Consider the following 16,744-nt stretch of genomic DNA (forward strand, 5'->3'; position numbering starts at 1 on the left):
TGCTTGATAAAAGGCCGGCGCTTGATGCGGCCGGCCTGTTTCTTGATGTGGTCTGGTTTTGGTTTTAGCGGCCGTTCTTCTTCCGCCATTCCGCAAAATCGGTGAGCGTCTGCGGATCGGTGGCGGGATAGAGTCCAAAGATGCCGCGGCCCTTGCCGACTTCCTCGGTGACGAAATCCTCGAACGCGGTCATCTCGAAAGTCTCATTGGCGATCTCGTCGGCGAGATGCGCGGGGATCACGATGACGCCGTCGGCGTCGCCGAGGATGACGTCACCGGGAAACACCGGCGCATCGCCGCAGCCGATCGGCACGTTGATCTCGATCGCCTGGTGCAGCGTGAGGTTGGTCGGCGCCGAGGGACGATGGTGATAGGCGGGAATGCCGAGCTTGGCGATCTCGGCGGAATCGCGAAAGCCGCCGTCGGTGACGACGCCGGCGACGCCGCGCTTCATCAGTCGCGTGACCAGGATGGCACCGGCGGAGGCCGCGCGCGCGTCCTTGCGGCTGTCCATCACCAGCACGGCGCCCGGCGGGCAATCCTCGACCGCCTTGCGCTGCGGATGGGAGCGGTCCTTGAACACATCGATGGTGTTGAGATCCTCGCGCGCCGGCATGTAGCGCAGCGTGAAGGCCTCGCCGACCATGGTCGGCTGGTCAGGGCCGACGGGATGCACATCCTGGATCATCTGGATGCGCAGGCCGCGCTTGAACAAAGCGGTGGCGACGGTGGCGGTGGAGACGGATTTGAGCTTGTTGCGGGTGGCTTCGGATAGTTTGGTCATTTGGTACGCCCTCTCTTCTCGTCATTCCGGGGCATCGCGAAGCGATGAGCCCGGAATCCATAACCACGATCGGGAGTATGGATTCCGGGCTCGCGCCAAGTGGCGCGCCCCGGAATGACAGTTGTGCTAATAGATCGACGGCTCGCCGATCGGCGCGCCGAAATCGGTCTCGAGGAAGTCGAAGTCGCAGCCGTCATTGGCCTGCTTGATGTGCTTGGTGAACATCCAGCCATAGCCGCGCTCGAAGCGGCGCTCGGGCTGCTTCCAGGCGGCGCGGCGCTTTGCGAGCTCGGCCTCCGATACGTCGAGGTTGATGGTGCGCGCGGCGACGTCGAGCGTGATGCGGTCGCCATTCTGCACCAGCGCCAACGGGCCGCCGATGTAGGACTCCGGCGAGACGTGCAGGATGCAGGCGCCGTAGCTGGTGCCGCTCATGCGTGCATCCGAGATGCGCACCATGTCGCGCACGCCCTGCTTCACGAGCTTGGTCGGGATCGGCAGCATGCCCCATTCCGGCATGCCCGGCCCACCCTGCGGCCCGGCATTGCGCAGGATGAGGATGTGATCCTCGGTGACGTCGAGGTTGGGATCGTCGACCGCCTTCTTCATCGAGGGATAGTCGTCGAACACCAGCGCCGGCCCGGTGTGCTTGAGGAAGCGCGGCGCGCAGGCGGAGGGCTTGATGACGCAGCCGTCGGGCGCAAGATTGCCCTTGAGCACGGCGAGGGCGCCTTCCTTGTAGATGGGATTGTCGACCGAGCGGATCACGTCGGCATTGTGAACCTCGGCGCCGTCGATGTTCTCGCCCAGCGTCTTGCCAGTCACCGTAATGCAGTCGAGATGCAGATGCTGCTTGATCTGCCCCATCAGCGCCGGCAGGCCGCCGGCATAGAAGAAGTCTTCCATGAGGTAGGCATCGCCGCTCGGCCGGACGTTGGCGATGACAGGCACCTTGCGGCTCGCGATCTCGAAATCGTCGAGGCCGATGTCCTGGCCGGCGCGGCGGGCCTGCGCGATCAGATGGATGATCGCGTTGGTCGAGCAGCCCATCGCCATTGCGACTGCAATCGCGTTCTCGAACGCCTTGCGGGTCTGGATCGTCGTCGGCGTCAAATCCTCCCACACCATCTCGACGATGCGGCGGCCACATTCACTGGCCATGCGGATGTGGTTGGCGTCAGCGGCCGGAATCGAGGAGGCGCCCGGTAGCGTCATGCCGATCGCCTCCGCAATCGCCGTCATGGTGGAAGCCGTGCCCATGGTCATGCAGGTGCCGTAGCTGCGGGCGATGCCGGCTTCGATGTCGAGCCAGTCCTTGTCGGAGATCTTTCCGGCGCGGCGCTCGTCCCAGTATTTCCAGCCGTCGGAGCCGGAGCCGAGCGTCTTGCCCTTCCAGTTTCCGCGCAGCATGGGACCGGCCGGCAGGTAGATCGCCGGGATGTTCATCGAGGTCGCGCCCAAGAGCAGCGCCGGCGTGGTCTTGTCGCAGCCGCCCATCAGCACCACGCCATCGACGGGATGGCTGCGCAAGAGCTCCTCGGCGTCCATCGCCAGCAGGTTGCGGTAGAGCATGGTGGTCGGCTTGAGCAGCGATTCCGACAGCGACAGCGCCGGCAGCTCGATCGGCAGGCCGCCGGCCATCAGGATGCCGCGCTTGACGTCGTCGACGCGCGACTTGAAATGCATGTGGCAGGGCTGCGCGTCCGACCAGGTGTTGAGGATCGCGATGCACGGACGGTCCTTCCACTCCTCCGGCGCGTAGCCCATCTGCATGGTGCGGGAGCGGTGGCCGAACGAGCGGAGATCGTCGGGCGCGAACCAGCGCGCGCTGCGGAGCTGATCGGGTGTTTTCTTCTTGGTCATGATTGAGTGCCCCATTTCTGGACGGTATTCCGCTCGATGGCGCGGAAGATCAGGTTCTCGACAAAGAGCCCGATGATGATCACCGTCAAGAGGCCCGCGAACACCGCGGGTATGTCGAGCAGGTTGCGGTTCTCGAAGATGAACCAGCCGAGCCCGCCCTGCCCCGAGGACACGCCGAACACCAGCTCGGCCGCGATCAGGGTTCGCCAGGCGAAGGCCCAGCCGATCTTGAGGCCGGTCAGGATCGAGCCGAACGCCGCGGGGATCAGGATTTTCGCCACATAAGGCAAGCCGCGCAGGCCGTAATTGCGCCCGACCATGCGCAGCGTGTTGGACACGCTCTTGAAGCCGGAATGGGTGTTGAGCGCAACCGGCCACAGCACCGAATGGATCAGCACGAAGACCAGGCTGCCATTTCCGAGCCCGAACCAGATCAACGCCAGCGGCAAGAGCGCGATCGCCGGCAGCGGGTTGAACATCGCCGTCACCGTTTCCAGGAAATCGGTGCCGATCCGGGTGGAGATCGCAAGGATGGTGAAGATTGCAGCGAGCACGATGCCGGCGGAATAGCCCATGAACAAGACTTTTAGCGAGGTCCAGGCCCGCATCGGGATCGTGCCGTCCTTCACGCGGTCGTACAGCGTCAGAAGCGTGTCGTGCAGCGTCGGAAACAGCAGGGGATTGTCGAGGTAAACGCCGTAGGCTTCCCAGACCGCGGCGAGGAACAGGATGATGACGGTCTTGCGCACGAAACCGTCGTTCCACAACAGTTCGAGCACGCTCAGCTTGCGCTCGACCTCGCCTGCGCCGATGGTGGCGACCGGCGCGTCACGCAGCAGAATTCTCGCTTCGCCCATGCGCGGCTCCCCTAGTGCGCCGTTGCTTCGCCGGCAAACAGGAGATCGTGGATCTCCGTCTCGAGCCGGCCGGCACTGCCGTCGTCATTGCTGACCTTGTCGACGTCGACGACCTCGGCCTTGACCCGGCCCGGATGCGGCGACAGCAGCAGGATGCGGTTGCCGATGCGGATGGCTTCCGCGATCGAATGCGTTACGAACAGCACCGTGAATTTGGTCTCGCTCCAGAGCTGGAGCAGCTCGTCCTGGCAGGTCCGGCGCGTCAGCGCATCGAGCGCTGCGAACGGCTCGTCCATCAGCAAAATGTCCGGCTCCATCGCCATGCCGCGCGCGATCGCGACGCGCTGCTTCATGCCGCCGGATAGCGTGTGCGGATAGGCATCGACCACGCGGGTGAGGCCGACCTTCTCGATATAGGCCCGCGCCTTCGCCTCGGCGTCCTTGCGCGACAGCTTTCGCGCCGTCAGCAGCGGGAACATCACGTTGGCGAGCACGCTCTTCCAGGGCAGGAGCTGGTCGAACTCCTGGAAGATCATCATGCGGTCGGCGCCGGGGCCGTGAATCTCGCGGCCGCTGATGCTCATGCGGCCTTCGCTCGGCGACATATAGCCGCCGACGGCCTTGAGCAGGGTGGACTTGCCGCAGCCGGACGGTCCGAGCAGCACGAAGCGGTCGGACTTGTCGACAGTGAAGCTCACCCTCTCCGTGGCTGTGACGACTGCGCTCGAGGTCTTGTAGCGCAGCGTCACGGAGTTGACGTCGAGCAGCGCCATCAGTTGCCCTTCAGGTCGTGCGCGACGGGGAGATAATAGTCCGTCCAGGCCTTGGGCTGGGTCTTCAGCGTGCCGGTCTTGTAGAGATGGGCGGCGAACTTCATCGTGCCCTGCGGCTCGAGATTCCACTCCATCATGCCGGGCTGCTTGAGGAGATCGAGCAGCTCCTCGACCGAGGTCTTGTCGCCGGTGATCTCCTTGTAGATCTCGACCGCCTGCTTCGTATCGCTGCGGATCAGGTCCTGCGCCTCCTTGGTGGCAGCGCGCACGGCCTGGATGATCTTCGGGTTGGCGTCGGCGAACTTGGTCGTGGTGAAGAACTGGGCCTGACTGAGCGGGCCGCCCATCACGTCGGGCGAGTTCAGCACGACATGCGCGCCCGGCACGTTCTTCAGCTCCAGGAAGGTGAAGGGTGGGATCGAGAAGTGGGTGTGCACCTCATGCTTCGGATTGGACAGCGCCGCATAAGCATCGGGATGGCCGAGCTGCACGGTGTTGGCATCGAGCTTCGACCATTGGTCGGCGCCGAACGCTTCGGCGGCGGCGATCTGAAGCACGATCGCCTGGGTTGAGACCTTCACCGTCGGCACCGCGATCTTGTCGGCGGGCCCAAAATCCTTGATCGACTTGATGTTGTCGTCGCGGCTGATCAGCGTCATCGGCTGCGCCGAGGTCGCGACGATGCCCTTCACGCCGCCGCGGGTGCGATCCCACAGCAGCAGCAGATTGCCGGTGCCGGTGTTGAGGATGTCGACGCCGCCCGCGAGCAGCGCATCGGTCTGCGCGCCGCCGCCGGAGAAGGTGATCCATTTGGTGGTGACGCCGGAAACGCCGAGCGAAGCCGCATGCTTCTCAATCAGCTTCAGCTTCTCCATGATGTGGCTCGGCATGTAGAAAATGCCGGGCTGGCGCGACAGCGCGATCTCGGATTTCTGCTGCGCCTGCGCCGCGGGCGCGAAAAGGGCGGCGGCGGTGATCAAGGCCATGGCCGCAAGGCCACGCTGCAATTGCTTCATCATTGTTGTTCGTTTCCTCCGGCCGCCATTGACGTGCGACCCCGCTGATGCACTAATGCATTAGTGCATCAAAGGCAAGCCTGCCGGAGCCATTGCCATGGAAACCGTCCATACCGCGCCGCGCGCGGCCGCCCGCCTCGACCGGGCCCGGCAGGCCGCGCCGCAGGTGTTCGAGCGGCTGCGCAACGCCATTCTCGCGCTCGAACTGCCGCCGGGCGCGCCGCTGTCGCGCACCGAGCTCGCCACGCAATTCGGCGTCAGCTCGACCCCGATCCGCGACGCCCTGATGCGGCTGGAGGAAGAAGGACTGGTCGAGGTGTTTCCGCAGCACGCGACCGTGGTCAGCCGGGTCGATGTCGGCCGCGCCGAGCAGGCCCATTTCCTGCGCCAGGCGCTGGAGCTCGAAATCGTCCGGCTGCTCGCGGAAGAGCATGACGCGGCCCTGGTGATCCGGCTCGACCACGCGATCGCGCTCCAGCAGCAATTCGCCAGGGCCGGCGATTTCGAGAGCTTCATCGCCGGCGACAATGATTTTCACGCGCAGCTTTACGCCGCCGCGGGCAAGCAGGAGCTCTGGTCGCTGGTGCGCAGCCGCAGCGGACATATCGACCGGCTGCGCCGGCTGCATCTGCCCTCACCCGGCAAGGCCCAGAACATCGTGCGCCATCACAAGCTGATCACGCGCGCGATCGAGGCCGGCGACCCCGATGCCGCGCAGCAGCACCTGCGCACGCACCTGTCGGGCACCCTGAGCGAGCTGGACAAGATCCGGAGCCGCTATCCCGAGTACCTGACCGACTAGGGCTGCGATGAACCGTCACCGAACCCTGGAATAACCGTTCGGACAGTTCCACTGCCTTTTGCGGCACATCCGGCAAGCCATGTGCACGAAAGCATGCATAATGGCGGCACCGGGACGTGCCGCGCCGGGAAACCGCCGCATCGTTGCGAAGTGCTTGCAGGCTGGGCGGAATCCGCGCAACAATTTCATATTTGATGGCTTGATTTGGGGGCGCTGGAATGTCCCCTCCGCCCCGGAGGATTTCAGACGTGGCCAACATCCTGATCGTGGATGACGACCCCGCCGTGCAGATCACGATCCGGCTGCTCCTGGAGAGGGCCGGACATCACGTCACCGTCGCCGGCGACGGCCGCCAGGGACTTGCAGCGTTCGAGGCCAGCCATTTCGACCTGTTGTTTCTCGACATCTTCATGCCCGGCATGGATGGGCTGGAGACGATGCGCCACATCCGGGCACAGCGGCCGGCCGTTCCGATCATCGTGATCTCCGGCCGTTCGGCCACGCCGGACGCCTATGCGGAGCCGGATTTCCTGAAGATGGCGACCAAGCTCGGCGCGGTGGCGAGCCTGCAAAAGCCGTTCGGGCCCGGCGCCCTGCTCGCCGCGGTCGATGGCTGCCTGAAGGCGGCTCTGCCGGAGAGGTCCGATGTCAGCTCCGGCCAGCGATGACGAGGACGGCTCCTCTGCTCCAGTCCAGAACAAGCGTGGCCATACGGGACGTCCAGCGAACATCCCCATGACGCTCACGACGCGGCTGGCCATCGCGATGATCCTGCTGGTGGCGGTGACCGTGGCCGCCGTCGGCTGGCTCGGCTATCGCAACATCACGCAAGCCGTCATTCCGCGCGTGCTGGAGCGGGTCGAAGCCCAGTCGCGGCTGCTGGCGACCAATCTCGAATCCTACGTTTCCGGCGTTCGCGGCGATCTGATCGGCTATCGCTCCGCCGCAGCCATCAACGGCCTGATCCGCGCGCACATCGGCGGCGGAATTGACGCGTCTGACGGCGTCTCGGAGCAGACCTGGCGCGAGCGCATCGCAACCCGGCTCGTGGCCGAGATCGAGGCCAAGCCCAGCTACGGGCAGTTTCGAATCATCGGCATTGACGACGACCAGCGCGAGCTGGTCCGCGTCGATCGCTCGGGCCCGAATGGGGCGGCACGGATCGTCCCCAACAGCGAGCTGGCGCACAAGACCGAGCGAACCTACTTCCAGGAAACGATCAAGCTCGCGCCGGGCGAGATTTACGTGTCGCCGATTGACCTCGCGACCCGGCAGGGCGGGACCACGGACTTGCACATTCCGACCCTGCGGGTCGCGACGCCGCTTTTCACGGCGGCGGGCAAGCCGTTCGGCATCATCGTCGCCAATATCGACATGCGTCCGGCACTCGAGCGCGTCCGCGCGGCGACGAGCTCGGGAGGCGAAATCTATGTCGTGAATTCGCGCGGCGACTATCTCGTCAATCCTGACCGCACGCGGGAATTCGGCTCGTTGCATGGCCATCCCACCAACTGGCGCAATGATTTTCCGTATTTTTCAGCCGCGGCCGGCACGCCCGACGTGTCGACGCACCTCACAACCGACGTCGCGGGCCGGCCAAGCGGCGCTGCGCTCGCGCCGGCGCTGCTTGCGGGCAAGGAGTGGATCGCGATCATCGTGACCGTTCCCCCGGCCGTGTTCGGCCGCGTGCCGGCCGCCATTCAGAAGACGTCCCTGCTCGTCGGCGTGCTCGCCGTGCTCGCCGCGGCGGCGCTCGCGGTGCTGCTGGCGCGCTCATTGACCCGGCCGATCGGACGCCTGACCGCGGCGGTGGAGGCCATCGGCAGCGGACGGCCGGCGGACATTCCGGTCGACGCCAGCGGCGAAACCGGCGTGCTGGCGCGCGCTTTTGCCCAGATGGTCGAAGAGACCAGGGCGAACACGGCCGCGCTCGAGCGCGAGGTCCGAGAGCATCGCCGCACCGAGGCCGCGCGAAGCCATCATGCGGCGCGCGAGCAATTGTTCAGCGCCGCGGTCGAATCGTCCGACGATGCGATCGTGATGCAGACGCTCGCGGCCATCATCACCGGCTGGAATCCGGCGGCAGAGCGCCTCTATGGCTATTCGGCGGACGAGGCGATCGGCCAGCCCACCTCCATCATAGTCCCGCCCGACCGCCGCGAGCAGGGCAAGGACTATCTGCGGCGGATCGCGAGCGGCGAGCCGATCGAGCGCTTCGAGACGGTGCGCGTGCGCAAGGACGGCACGCCGGTCGAGATCTCGCTCAGCCTCTCGCCGATCAGGGGACCTTCGGGCGAGATCGTCGGCGCCTCCGGCAGCGCGCGCAGCCTCACCGAGGCGCGGCGGGCCGAGCGCGTGCTGCAGCAGCGGCTCGAGGAGCGCCGCCAGATCTTCGACACCTCGCAGGATCTGATCATGATCATGGACGCACGCGGCCATGTCGCGCAGATCAGTCCGAGCAGCGAGACCATTCTCGGCTACAAGCCGGCCGAGATGATCGGCCGCAGCGGCGCCGATTTCGTTCATCCCGATCATCTGGAGCATTCCCGCGCGGAGATGCGCGCGCTGCGGCGCGGTGACCGCCCCAAGCTCGACGACACCCGCTGCTTCCACAAGAACGGGCACGAGGTCTGGCTGTCATGGCTCGGCAGCTGGTCCGAGCAGGCGCACCGGTTCTTCTTCGTCGGACGCGACATGACGGAGGCAAGGCTCGCGCAGGAATCCCTGCAAGAGAGCGAACGGCTCGCCCGCAACATCGTCGAGACCTCGCTCGACGCCTTCGTCCAGACCGACGAGGCGAGCAGGATCCTGAACTGGAACTCGCAGGCGGAACAGCTGTTCGGCTGGCGCCGCGACGAGGTGCTCGGCAAGAGCACGATCGACCTGATCGTGGCCGAGAGCGATCGCGCGCGGGTCCAGGCCGGCCTGAAGCGCTTCCTGGAAGAGGAGGACGGTAGGACGCTGAACCGCCGCCGCGAGCTCATGTGCCGGCGGCGCGATGGCAAGGAATTCAAGGCCGAGCTGAGCGTCACCGCGCTGAAGCGCCGCGAGGGCCTGCTGTTCAACGTGTTCTACCGCGACCTCACCGACAAGATCGCGGCCGAGGAGCGTATCCGCCACGCCGAGAAGATGGAGGCGGTCGGCCAGCTCACCGGCGGCGTCGCGCACGACTTCAACAACATCCTCACCGTCATCACCGGGACGATCGAGATCCTGGCGGAGGCGGTCGAGAAGGAGCCGCAGCTTGCGGCCATCACCAAGATGATCGACGAGGCCGCCGCGCGCGGCGCCGAGCTGACCCAGCATCTGCTCGCCTTCGCGCGCAAGCAGCCGCTGCAGCCGCGCGAGATCGACATCAATTCGCTGATCATCGACACCGCGAAGCTGTTGCGGCCGACCCTGGGCGAGCAGATCCAGATCGAATCGGTGTTCGAGGACGAGAACTGCGTCGCGATCGTCGACCCCAACCAGCTCACCACCGCGATCCTCAACCTCGCGCTCAATGCCCGCGACGCCATGCCGGGCGGCGGCAAGCTGATCGTGGAGACGGGTGCCGCCTATCTCGACGAGGTCTATGCCAGCGTCAACGATGTCAGGCCCGGGCATTACGTGCTGATCGCCGTGAGCGACACCGGCACCGGCATTCCGGCGAGCATGCTGGCGAGGGTGTTCGACCCGTTCTTCACCTCGAAGGGACCGGGCAAGGGCACGGGGCTCGGGCTTTCGATGGTCTACGGCTTCATCAAGCAGTCCGCGGGACACATCAAGATCTACAGCGAGGAAGGCCACGGCACCACGATCAAGATGTACCTGCCGCCCGGCAAGACGCCGACGGTGGCCACAGAGGGCGTGACACCGGTGACGATCGAGGGCGGACACGAGACGATCCTCGTGGTCGAGGACGACCGGCTGGTGCGCGACTACGTGCTGGCGCAGCTGCATTCGCTGGGTTACGTCACCTTGCAGGCCGCGAACGCCGCTGAGGCGCTCGCGATCGTCGCCACCGGCAAGCCGTTCGACCTGCTATTCACCGACGTCATCATGCCCGGCAAGATGAACGGACGGCAGCTCGCCGACGAGCTGACGAAGACGCGTCCCGATCTGAAGGTGGTCTACACGTCAGGCTATACCGAGAACGCGATCATCCATCACGGCCGGCTGGATTCGGGCGTGCTGCTGCTGGCGAAGCCCTACCGCAAGTCGGATCTCGCGCGGATCATCCGCAAGGCCCTGAGCGCTTGAGGCCTCGCTCTCGTGTCCCGGACGCACTGCAGCGCGCAGCGCTGCTGTGCAGAGCCGGAACCCAGAACGAACCAGCGCTTACGACGCGCGCTGGGCCGCGGTCATCACGATGCGGATCAGGTCGGCGGCGTTGCGTGCGCCGAGCTTCTTCATGATGTTGGCGCGATGGTCCTCGATGGTGCGCGGGCTGATGCCGAGCGTGCGGCCGGCTTCCTTGTTGGACGCACCGGAGGCGAACTGCTCCAGCACCTCGCGCTCCCTGCGCGTCAACGGCTCGCGTCCGGGGAAATGCAGCGAGCCGAATTTCGGCGAGGCGTTTTCCGCCTGCCTGCGAGCATAGGCCCCGATCGCCTCGTCGAGCCGGCCGACGATCTCGCTGCCGCGGAACGGCTTCTCGATGAAATCGAGCGCGCCGCTCTTGATGGCGCCCACCGCCATGGTGATGTCGCCCTGCCCGGAGATCATGAAGATCGGTGCCGGATAGTCCTCGCCATGCAGCTCCTTCAGGATGTCGAGGCCCGACTTTCCGGGAATGTGCACGTCGAGCAGGATCGCAGCCGGTGTGCGGTTTCGCGCGACGGAGAGCAGCGCAGCGCCGTCCGCAAAACAGATCACCTCATAACCCGCCGCCTTCAACACCATCGACAAGGTGTCGCGAACGGCAGGGTCGTCGTCGACCACGAAGATTTCACCGCGAGAGCTTTGTTCGGCCATGTGCCACATCCAGTTGGCATGAAGGACTCGCGTCCGCGCCAAACCGTTATGGCGATCGGCGCGGATTCGGCCCACCCGTATTTGTACGGGACATGGACTTAACGCACAAGTAGCGGCAGGGTGCCTAATTGCGGGGTACGGAGAATATCCATGCTAAATTACGCCGGCATACCCCCGCTCGCCGCGATGGCCGATACTGACAGCCGTCAGTTGATCGCAGCCGAACTTCGCTCTCTGATCGCGCGCATCGAGATCAGCATGCGTCTGATCGACGCGGCGATGGAGAGCGAGGACGACAGCGCATTCGCGGGTTCCACCGAGATTGTCGTGCTCGACGACGTCACGCCGCGTTATGCCACGGCGAGTGCCGCCCTCAACGCCTGCCGGGCGGAGCTCAGTCACGCCCTGCAACAATTGTCCGAATCTGGCAGCGCAGCGTAAGTCGCAATCAGCGCGGCTGACCAGCCGCAGCTGATTGCATGGCAGCTCCGCGCCTCAGGCGCGGTGCCGTTCCACGATCGCGTCGGTGGCGACACCACCCCAGGTGTGAATCGCCGGCAGGCCCATCGCGGTCTTGCCGAGATTGGCGAGGCTGATGCGCAGGGCCGCGAGGTCCAGCGGCTTCGGCAGGCTCTGGAGCTCGATCCCCACGGAGCGGGCGAAGCTGCGGGCGGCGCTGCGGCGCTTGCCGTCCATGCCGCTGATGACGATCACCGCACCGGCGAATTTCGCCTCCGCCATCTCGCGCAGCACGTCGATGCCGTCGCCGTCCTCCAGCACGAGATCGAGAGTCACGCAGTCGAAGCGCGCGGCGCGGAGCTTCTCGATGGCTTCCGCCACGGACGGCGCCACGGTGACTTCGTGGCCGGCCTGCTTGGCGGCGACCGTGATCAGGCTGCGCTGCGTGGCATCGTCGTCGACCACCAGCAGCTGAAGCGCACGCCGCTCGGCGACGTCGGGCAGGTTGGACGAGACAGGGGAGAGGGAACTTCTGGGCATTGCCGTATTCCTGAGATTGAGACCGGCAATGGGTACACGGTTCGCGCTTAGGCGCCGTAAAACCGCCGCGGCAAATTCTTCCAGATGTTTCAGCAAATATAAAGCAACGTCGGGGAAAGCGCGCAGTCCTGCGCAACTGCTCGCCGATCAGGCCGCCGCGTCGTGGCCGCCGGCTGCGCCGCGCTTCTTCCGGTTCTTGCCGCGCAGGAACTGGATGTCCATCTCGGCGCCGTTGACCCGCACCAGCTCGCAGCGGCGGTAGGCAAGACCGGTGGACGACAGCAGCAGGAAGAACTCCTTCAGGTTCAATCCCTGGATCGAGCCTTCCACCGTGAGGATGGCGTCGGTGTCGGAGATCGCATTGAGCTTGCAGTCGCGGCGCCAGGTGCCGTCGATGGCCATGATGCAGACATCATAGCCGCGACTGAACGTCACGCGTTCGGTGCCCTTGCCATCCTCGGCCATGCCTATCGTCCTGCCATGACCGCCATGCGCGGCGCCGCGCCGGCGAGCACCGGCTTGGCAACGGCGGCACGCGGGTCGTTCGGCTTGTAGAGGCCGCGCCGCTCCGGGATCGGCCTGAACGTATCGGTCAGACCGACCACGGTTTCGGCCGCACCCAGCACCAGGAAGCCGTCGGGCTCGATCTGGCGCGCCAGGCGGTTGAAGATGTTGATCTTGGTGTCCTGGTCGAAATAGATCAGCACGTTGCGGCAGAAGATGACGTCGAAGGTGCCGAGCTGGGCGAAGTCGTGCAGCAAATTGAGCTGACGGTGCTGGATCATCGCCCGCAGTTCGGGATTGATCTGCCAGGTCTCGCCGGTCTGCTTGAAATATTTCACCAGCATCTGGATCGGCAGACCGCGCTGCACCTCGAACTGGCTGTAGATGCCGGCCTTGGCCTTCTCCAGCACCTCCAGCGACAGGTCGGTCGCGATGATCTCGACACGCCAGCCGGTAAGGGCCGCGCCCATTTCCTTCAGGCACATCGCCAGCGAATAGGGCTCCTGCCCGGTCGAGCCGGCGGCGCACCAGATGCGCACGCTGCGCCTGCCGGCGCGCGCCTTGATGATCTCGGGCATGATGGTGTCGCGGAAATGATCGAACGGGACCTTGTCGCGGAAGAAGAAGGTCTCGTTGGTGGTCATGGCTTCGACCACGTCGGTGATCAGCTGGCGCGAGCCGGCCTGCAGCTTCTGCACGAGCTCGGCGATGCCGGACAGCCCCACCTTGCGGGCAAGCGGCAGCAGGCGGCTTTCGATCAGATATTGCTTGTCTGCGGACAGGTCGAGACCCGAATTATCCTTCAGGAACTTACGCAGATACTCGTACTCGGTCGGGGTCACGGATAGCCTCTTCGAAGCTGTACTGGGAACACTCTGGCCCAAACGTCAGGCCAGACACACTCAGACCATGGCTTGTCCGACCGGGATCAAACCAACTTCAGCGAACTTGTCGGCGATGATGTCTTTGTCGAAGGGCTTCATGATGTACTCGTTGGCGCCGCCGCTGAGCGCCTGAGCGATGTGAGCGACGTTGTTCTCGGTGGTGCAGAACACCACCTTCGGCTGGTCGCCGCCGGGCAGGCGGCGCATGTGGCCCATGAACTCGAAGCCGTCCATCACGGGCATGTTCCAGTCGAGCAGCACCGCATCGGGCAGCTGCTTCTGGCAGATCTCGAGCGCCTTGGAGCCGTCCTCGGCCTCGGTGACTTGGAATTCCAGGCCCTCCAGGATCCGGCGCGCGATCTTGCGCACGACGCTGGAGTCATCGACCACCAAACATGTCTTCATTTTGGTTCTCCGGGTTCGATGTTTCGTTGGTTCACGCAGCCATCTGCACTTCGGTCTTCAACTCGAGCACGCGGTCGACGTCGAGGACGACCATGAGCTGGCCGTCGAGACGGTGGACACCGCCGGCGAGCTTGGCCATGCGGGGGTCGAGGTTGACGGGGTTCTCTTCCATGCCGGCCTCGGGCAGGCGCAGCACCTCGCCGATCTGGTCGATCAGGAGGCCGTAGGATTCACCGCGGAGGTCAACGCCGACCGCCATCGGCGCCTTGCCGTCCTCGGCCTTGGGCAGGCCGAGACGGGCGCGCATGTCGATCACGGTGACGATGCGGCCGCGCAGGTTCAACACGCCGGCGATCTCGCGCGAGGCCAAGGGCACGCGGGTGACGCGCTCGGGCATGAACACGTCCTGGACGCGGGAGATCGGCAGGCCGAACAGCTGGCCGCCGATCATCGCGGTGACGTATTCGACCATGGCACCTTCGCCAACTTGCGTCTTCTTGCTCATATCGTCTCTCCTCGTCCTAGCCGCTCTTTTGTTTGAGCATGATCTGGTCGGAAAACCGCTTCACACTTTTCCGGATCATGCTCTTAGGCCGCGGCCCGGCTCAGCTCGGAGGCGCCGGCGGCGCCCGCGGTCTGCTCCTTCAGCGCCGCGATCAGGCCGGGACGGTCGAACTTGGCGACATAGTCGTGGAAGCCGGCCTGACGGCCGCGCTCGATTGCCGCCGGCGACACCAGCGCCGACAGGCCGATGATCGGCGTTGCCGCAAGGTTGTTGTCGGAGCGGATCACTTCCGCGAACTCGAACCCGTTCATGTCCGGCATCTCGATGTCGGTCAGGATCACGTCGAAGCTTTGCGCGCGCAGAGCGGCGAGGCCCTCCTGCGCGGTCGGCGCGGTGCGGACGCGGTAGCCCGCGGCTTTCAGGACGGGCGCCAGCATGTTGCGGAAGAAGGCGGAGTCGTCGACCAGCAGCACCGACTGCGAATGCATCGACGGCTTCATCTCCTTGCGGGTGAACCAGTCGGCGAACGCCATCGGCAGGAAATGGCCGACGTCGATCACTTCGGTGGCCTGGCCCTTGATCACGGCCGAGCCGAGAATGCCGGAGGAGGAGCCGCCGACCTCGATGTTGAGCCGTTCCTCGACGATGTCGATGATCTCGTCGACGACGAGGCCCATGGAGCGGCCGTCATCGGCGAACACCAGGATCGGCTGGGCGCCCTGGCTGGCGATGGTGACGCTCTCCATGGCCACCAGCGGCATCAGCTGCTCGCGGTACTGCACCATGTAGCGGCCGTTCGAGAACTCGATCTTGTCGGCGGGCAGCTCTTCCAGGCGCGTGACGAGGCCAAGCGGGACCGCCTTGGGCTGCGACGAGCCGGCGCGGAAGACGAGGAGCGAGGTGGTCTGCTCGCCCGAGCCGATGTGATGCGCGCCGTTCTCGTCGCCCATGTCATGGGCCGAGGAGCCGGCGGCGCCGAGCGCTTTCGCAATGCCGTTGGGGTCGATGATCATGATGACGGCGCCATCGCCCAGGATGGTGTTGCCGGAGAACATGTCGATGTGACGGAGCTTCGTCGACATCGGCTTCACGACGATTTCTTCGGTATGGAACACGCCGTCGACGACGATGCCAAACGTCTGGCTGCCGACCTGGGTGACCACGATGAAGCCGTTCTCGGGATCGGAGGCCGCGCCGTCGTCGATCTTGAGCAGCTTCTTGAGGTGGATCAGCGGCAGCAGCTTGTTGCGCAACCTGAGGACCGCGGTGTCCTTGATGCGCTCGATGCGGTGCTCGGAGTTGGCGCGGGCGCGCACCAGCTCGACCACCGAGAGCTGCGGAATGGCAAAGCGGTCACCGGCGGCTTCGACGATCAGCGCAGAGACGATGGCGAGGGTCAGCGGGATCTTGATGGTGACGGAGGAGCCTTCGCCGGCCACCGACTTGATGTCGATGGTGCCGCCGATCTGGTCGATATTGGTGCGGACCACGTCCATGCCGACGCCGCGGCCCGAGACCGAGGTGATGGCGGCCGCGGTGGAGAAGCCCGGCGCGAAGATGAACTTGTGGATCTGGGCTTCGCTCATCTTCTCGAGCTCGGCCTCGGTGACGAGACCGGAGGAGAGCGCCTTGGCCTTGATCTTCTCGGTGTTGAGACCGCGGCCATTGTCGGCGATGCAGATGATGATGTGGCCGCCTTCGTGATAGGCGGACAGGCGAATGGTGCCCTGCTCGCCCTTGCCGCTAGCCAAGCGCTCGGCGGGGGTCTCCAGGCCATGATCGGCGGAGTTGCGCACCATGTGGGTGAGCGGGTCCTTGATCAGGTCGAGCACCTGGCGGTCGAGCTCGGTGTCGGCGCCGTGCATCTCCAGCTCGATCTGCTTGCCGAGTTCGCTGGAGAGGTCGCGGACGATGCGGGGCAGCTTCTGCCAGGCATTGCCGATCGGCTGCATGCGCGTCTTCATGACGCCTTCCTGCAGCTCGGCGGTGACGTTGGAGAGGCGCTGCAGCGGCACCTTGAACTCGGTGTCCTCGTTGCGCCTTGAGATCTCCAAGAGCTGGTTGCGGGTCAAGACCAGCTCGGAGACCATGGTCATGAGGTGCTCCAGCGTATCCACGTTGACGCGGATCGACTGGTTGGCGATGCGGTCGCCCTCGCCGGCACTCTCGTCGGCCATCGACTTCTTCGGCGCGGCCTTCTCCTTGGCGGGCTTTGCAGTTTCCTTGGCTTCCTTCGCAGCTTCCTTCGCAGTTTCCTTGGCGACAGGCGCGGGGGCTTCAGCAGCCGGCGCAGGTGCGGGCTCGGCCTTGGCAACAGGCGCGGGGGCCGGCGCTTCGATCGCGGTCTCGCGGAAGGCGCGCTCGAGCTCGTCGAGCGAGACTTCGCCCGGACGCAG

At 65.3% G+C, this 16,744-nt stretch carries 16 protein-coding genes; 4 read left to right on the forward strand and 12 right to left on the reverse strand.

The window, feature by feature from the left end; genetic code table 11:
* Positions 1-64: 64 nt before the first annotated feature.
* From BRAGE_RS0137410 to BRAGE_RS0137430, 5 genes are all read right to left on the reverse strand, one after another.
* Positions 65-784 (reverse strand): ribonuclease activity regulator RraA, encoded by a 720-nt coding sequence (locus tag BRAGE_RS0137410; protein ID WP_027563581.1) that lies wholly within the window; start codon positions 782-784, stop codon positions 65-67.
* Positions 785-910: 126 nt separating this feature from the next.
* Positions 911-2,647: an L-arabinonate dehydratase gene (gene araD, locus BRAGE_RS0137415; RefSeq protein ID WP_027563582.1), complete on the reverse strand. Its 1,737-nt coding sequence runs from the start codon at positions 2,645-2,647 to the stop codon at positions 911-913.
* Positions 2,644-3,504: an ABC transporter permease gene (locus BRAGE_RS0137420; protein ID WP_027563583.1), complete on the reverse strand. Its 861-nt coding sequence runs from the start codon at positions 3,502-3,504 to the stop codon at positions 2,644-2,646. The genes araD and BRAGE_RS0137420 overlap by 4 nt, the downstream gene beginning before the upstream one ends.
* A gap of 11 nt (positions 3,505-3,515) precedes the next feature.
* Entirely contained in the window at positions 3,516-4,277 is a 762-nt protein-coding gene (locus BRAGE_RS0137425) for an ABC transporter ATP-binding protein (RefSeq protein ID WP_027563584.1), read from the reverse strand.
* A complete protein-coding gene (locus BRAGE_RS0137430) occupies positions 4,277-5,296 on the reverse strand; it encodes an ABC transporter substrate-binding protein (protein ID WP_027563585.1) in 1,020 nt (339 codons plus the stop codon). Before BRAGE_RS0137430 ends, BRAGE_RS0137425 begins: the two co-directional genes overlap by 1 nt.
* A gap of 94 nt (positions 5,297-5,390) precedes the next feature.
* On the opposite strand from BRAGE_RS0137430, the gene BRAGE_RS0137435 reads away from it, so the two are divergent.
* The 3 genes from BRAGE_RS0137435 to BRAGE_RS0137445 all read left to right on the forward strand — a co-directional run bounded on the left by BRAGE_RS0137435 (position 5,391) and on the right by BRAGE_RS0137445 (position 10,337).
* Positions 5,391-6,095, forward strand: coding sequence for a GntR family transcriptional regulator (locus BRAGE_RS0137435; protein ID WP_027563586.1), 705 nt, complete (start codon positions 5,391-5,393; stop codon positions 6,093-6,095).
* 248 nt (positions 6,096-6,343) lie between these two features.
* On the forward strand, positions 6,344-6,763 hold the full coding sequence (locus tag BRAGE_RS0137440) for a response regulator (protein ID WP_027563587.1): 420 nt from the start codon (positions 6,344-6,346) through the stop codon (positions 6,761-6,763).
* A complete protein-coding gene (locus tag BRAGE_RS0137445) occupies positions 6,741-10,337 on the forward strand; it encodes a PAS domain S-box protein (protein WP_027563588.1) in 3,597 nt (1,198 codons plus the stop codon). Before BRAGE_RS0137440 ends, BRAGE_RS0137445 begins: the two co-directional genes overlap by 23 nt.
* Positions 10,338-10,415: 78 nt before the next feature.
* Here the strand turns inward: BRAGE_RS0137445 and BRAGE_RS0137450 are convergent, their stop codons facing one another.
* The gene (locus BRAGE_RS0137450; RefSeq protein ID WP_027563589.1) at positions 10,416-11,051 is read right to left on the reverse strand and encodes a response regulator transcription factor; all 636 of its coding nucleotides are present in this window, start codon (positions 11,049-11,051) and stop codon (positions 10,416-10,418) included.
* Positions 11,052-11,201: 150 nt separating this feature from the next.
* Between BRAGE_RS0137450 and BRAGE_RS0137455 the strand changes: the two genes are divergently transcribed.
* Positions 11,202-11,492: a hypothetical protein gene (locus tag BRAGE_RS0137455; protein ID WP_027563590.1), complete on the forward strand. Its 291-nt coding sequence runs from the start codon at positions 11,202-11,204 to the stop codon at positions 11,490-11,492.
* 54 nt (positions 11,493-11,546) lie between these two features.
* On the opposite strand, the gene BRAGE_RS0137460 is transcribed toward BRAGE_RS0137455, so the two are convergent.
* The 6 genes from BRAGE_RS0137460 to BRAGE_RS50900 all read right to left on the reverse strand — a co-directional run.
* Positions 11,547-12,050 carry a response regulator gene (locus BRAGE_RS0137460; RefSeq protein WP_027563591.1) on the reverse strand — a complete coding sequence of 168 codons (504 nt, stop codon included), beginning with the start codon at positions 12,048-12,050 and terminating at the stop codon, positions 11,547-11,549.
* Positions 12,051-12,197: 147 nt separating this feature from the next.
* Positions 12,198-12,515: a hypothetical protein gene (locus tag BRAGE_RS0137465; protein ID WP_027563592.1), complete on the reverse strand. Its 318-nt coding sequence runs from the start codon at positions 12,513-12,515 to the stop codon at positions 12,198-12,200.
* A 2-nt stretch (positions 12,516-12,517) separates the two neighbouring features.
* Positions 12,518-13,396: a CheR family methyltransferase gene (locus tag BRAGE_RS0137470; RefSeq protein ID WP_027563593.1), complete on the reverse strand. Its 879-nt coding sequence runs from the start codon at positions 13,394-13,396 to the stop codon at positions 12,518-12,520.
* Between the two features lie 60 nt (positions 13,397-13,456).
* The gene (locus tag BRAGE_RS0137475; protein ID WP_027563594.1) at positions 13,457-13,843 is read right to left on the reverse strand and encodes a response regulator; all 387 of its coding nucleotides are present in this window, start codon (positions 13,841-13,843) and stop codon (positions 13,457-13,459) included.
* 31 nt (positions 13,844-13,874) lie between these two features.
* A complete protein-coding gene (locus BRAGE_RS0137480) occupies positions 13,875-14,348 on the reverse strand; it encodes a chemotaxis protein CheW (RefSeq protein WP_028146486.1) in 474 nt (157 codons plus the stop codon).
* Positions 14,349-14,431: 83 nt separating this feature from the next.
* The coding region (locus BRAGE_RS50900; RefSeq protein ID WP_035730507.1) for a hybrid sensor histidine kinase/response regulator at positions 14,432-16,744 on the reverse strand (2,313 nt) is incomplete at its 5' end.

The organism is Bradyrhizobium genosp. SA-4 str. CB756, assembly GCF_000473125.1.
Taxonomy (GTDB): domain Bacteria; phylum Pseudomonadota; class Alphaproteobacteria; order Rhizobiales; family Xanthobacteraceae; genus Bradyrhizobium; species Bradyrhizobium arachidis.

Coding starts and splice junctions, on each gene's coding strand:
- BRAGE_RS0137445 (WP_027563588.1), top strand. CDS start 6,741: ATGTCAGCTCCGGCCAGCGATGACGAGGACGGCTCCTCTGCTCCAGTC.
- araD (WP_027563582.1), bottom strand. CDS start 2,647: ATGACCAAGAAGAAAACACCCGATCAGCTCCGCAGCGCGCGCTGGTTC.
- BRAGE_RS0137480 (WP_028146486.1), bottom strand. CDS start 14,348: ATGAGCAAGAAGACGCAAGTTGGCGAAGGTGCCATGGTCGAATACGTC.
- BRAGE_RS0137435 (WP_027563586.1), top strand. CDS start 5,391: ATGGAAACCGTCCATACCGCGCCGCGCGCGGCCGCCCGCCTCGACCGG.
- BRAGE_RS0137430 (WP_027563585.1), bottom strand. CDS start 5,296: ATGATGAAGCAATTGCAGCGTGGCCTTGCGGCCATGGCCTTGATCACC.
- BRAGE_RS0137455 (WP_027563590.1), top strand. CDS start 11,202: ATGCTAAATTACGCCGGCATACCCCCGCTCGCCGCGATGGCCGATACT.
- BRAGE_RS0137465 (WP_027563592.1), bottom strand. CDS start 12,515: ATGGCCGAGGATGGCAAGGGCACCGAACGCGTGACGTTCAGTCGCGGC.
- BRAGE_RS0137425 (WP_027563584.1), bottom strand. CDS start 4,277: ATGGCGCTGCTCGACGTCAACTCCGTGACGCTGCGCTACAAGACCTCG.
- BRAGE_RS0137460 (WP_027563591.1), bottom strand. CDS start 12,050: ATGCCCAGAAGTTCCCTCTCCCCTGTCTCGTCCAACCTGCCCGACGTC.
- BRAGE_RS0137475 (WP_027563594.1), bottom strand. CDS start 13,843: ATGAAGACATGTTTGGTGGTCGATGACTCCAGCGTCGTGCGCAAGATC.
- BRAGE_RS0137420 (WP_027563583.1), bottom strand. CDS start 3,504: ATGGGCGAAGCGAGAATTCTGCTGCGTGACGCGCCGGTCGCCACCATC.
- BRAGE_RS0137450 (WP_027563589.1), bottom strand. CDS start 11,051: ATGGCCGAACAAAGCTCTCGCGGTGAAATCTTCGTGGTCGACGACGAC.
- BRAGE_RS0137410 (WP_027563581.1), bottom strand. CDS start 784: ATGACCAAACTATCCGAAGCCACCCGCAACAAGCTCAAATCCGTCTCC.